General features: G+C 55.1%; 2 protein-coding genes. Both read right to left on the bottom strand.

The genetic code is table 11. The annotated features are described in order from the left end of the window. Positions 1-11 precede the first annotated feature (11 nt). A complete protein-coding gene (locus IQ273_RS33175) occupies positions 12-674 on the bottom strand; it encodes a hypothetical protein (RefSeq protein WP_313898347.1) in 663 nt (220 codons plus the stop codon). Between the two features lie 131 nt (positions 675-805). After that, a complete protein-coding gene (locus tag IQ273_RS33170) occupies positions 806-1,279 on the bottom strand; it encodes a hypothetical protein (RefSeq protein ID WP_194027318.1) in 474 nt (157 codons plus the stop codon). Positions 1,280-1,340 lie beyond the last annotated feature (61 nt).

Below are 1,340 nucleotides of genomic sequence, written 5' to 3'. Positions count from 1 at the left end.
CTAGTTCCAACTTATTTTGTGTCGGCTTTCCTGGGCAACGGCCTTCTGCCATTTAACGAAGAGGCAATCAGCAGGTTGCGCACCCAGTTGTCGTGATAGCGGAAACCGTTGAGTTGTTCAAAGGGGCATAAGCAGCCATCCATCGCTGTCTGAGTTTTGCGACAAAACGGATGAAAGTTCCAGAGTAATGCCATGGCCCGACTGGATTGCTCTGCGGATTCCCATTTCCCGTGGAAATCTTGCATGGCATATAAAGTGCGGTCGAGATAGTTCATGGGTCGGTCCACCTGATTACTGGTGCGATAAGCGTCAGGGAAGTCAAAGGCCCGTTGGAAGAACCGAGACTTGCCTTTCAGCCGTCGCAAGCGCCCGTCAATAGCCTTGGGCAAGGTGCATCTGTTCACCCACTCCAGCAACCGTCGCAATCGTTGGGCAAAGTGTCGCTTGCTGGTGGCCTGATAGACATGCCAAAGTTTGTTGAGGAGTTGTTGCCGGAGTGCGGGTTTCGAGCGGCACCAATCCCTGATTTTAATCACCTCATGGAGAAAGCACAGAATCCAGACGATGCCAGGAAATAACGTTTCCCAAGCGGCTCGGGTGGCCTCCCACCCATCGGTGGTTACTGTCTTGGGAGCATAGTCAGGGGCATGATGGGTGGCTTCCTGCTGGAACACGCCATAGGCTTCAGTGAGTCCGTCCTGCCCTGCCCTGGTACTCAGACTGGCCCCTAAGATGCACCCTTGGGCGGCGGTGACGGCCAGATAGGCCCGGTTCCCTTTCCAATTACAGTGCTTCTCGTCGGCAACTAGATGGGGGGGAGCGCCGTTTCCCTTTTAACGGTAGTCCCGACAATGGAGGCTCGGCCCAAGGACTGACAGAGACGATACCAGTGCATCTCGGAGCGCCCCAGCACATAGGCAATGCCCTCAAACCCCAGACCATGCTTCCTCAAGTAGAGGGCTTTATCCGCCATTTCTGCGGTTTCGCTCATGTATGGCATCACAAAATCTGGACGCAGTTGATAGGCCTCCTTCGTCCTCGGCAGCAAAATCCGTCGGGTCTTAATCTGCTGGCGGGAGGACTCGACCCATCCGTGAAAGCGATAACCGCCCTCAATTCCTTCGGGGAACAGTTCAGGGTGAGCCGCAATCTGCTCGTCGAGATACTGGCGAAAGACCTCCCGGTCGTCCACCAAAGTGGCGTAGTCGAGGCCGTCTGCAATGGGAAGACAAATCGTTTTATCGCCTGCGGTTCCACGCTTCCGTCGTTGCTTGGCCATCACGTTGGCCTCCTAAGCGCTCTACCCCTATTTTACTCGACACAAACTTGGGTGGAACTAG

It is taken from the genome of Nodosilinea sp. LEGE 07298, from assembly GCF_015207265.1.
GTDB lineage: Bacteria > Cyanobacteriota > Cyanobacteriia > Phormidesmidales > Phormidesmidaceae > Nodosilinea.
This window is presented reverse-complemented; position numbering and strand designations above follow the sequence as displayed.

What these genes read in the sequence shown, in the direction of transcription:
- IQ273_RS33170 (WP_194027318.1), bottom strand. Translation starts at nt 1,279, where the DNA reads ATGGCCAAGCAACGACGGAAGCGTGGAACCGCAGGCGATAAAACGATT.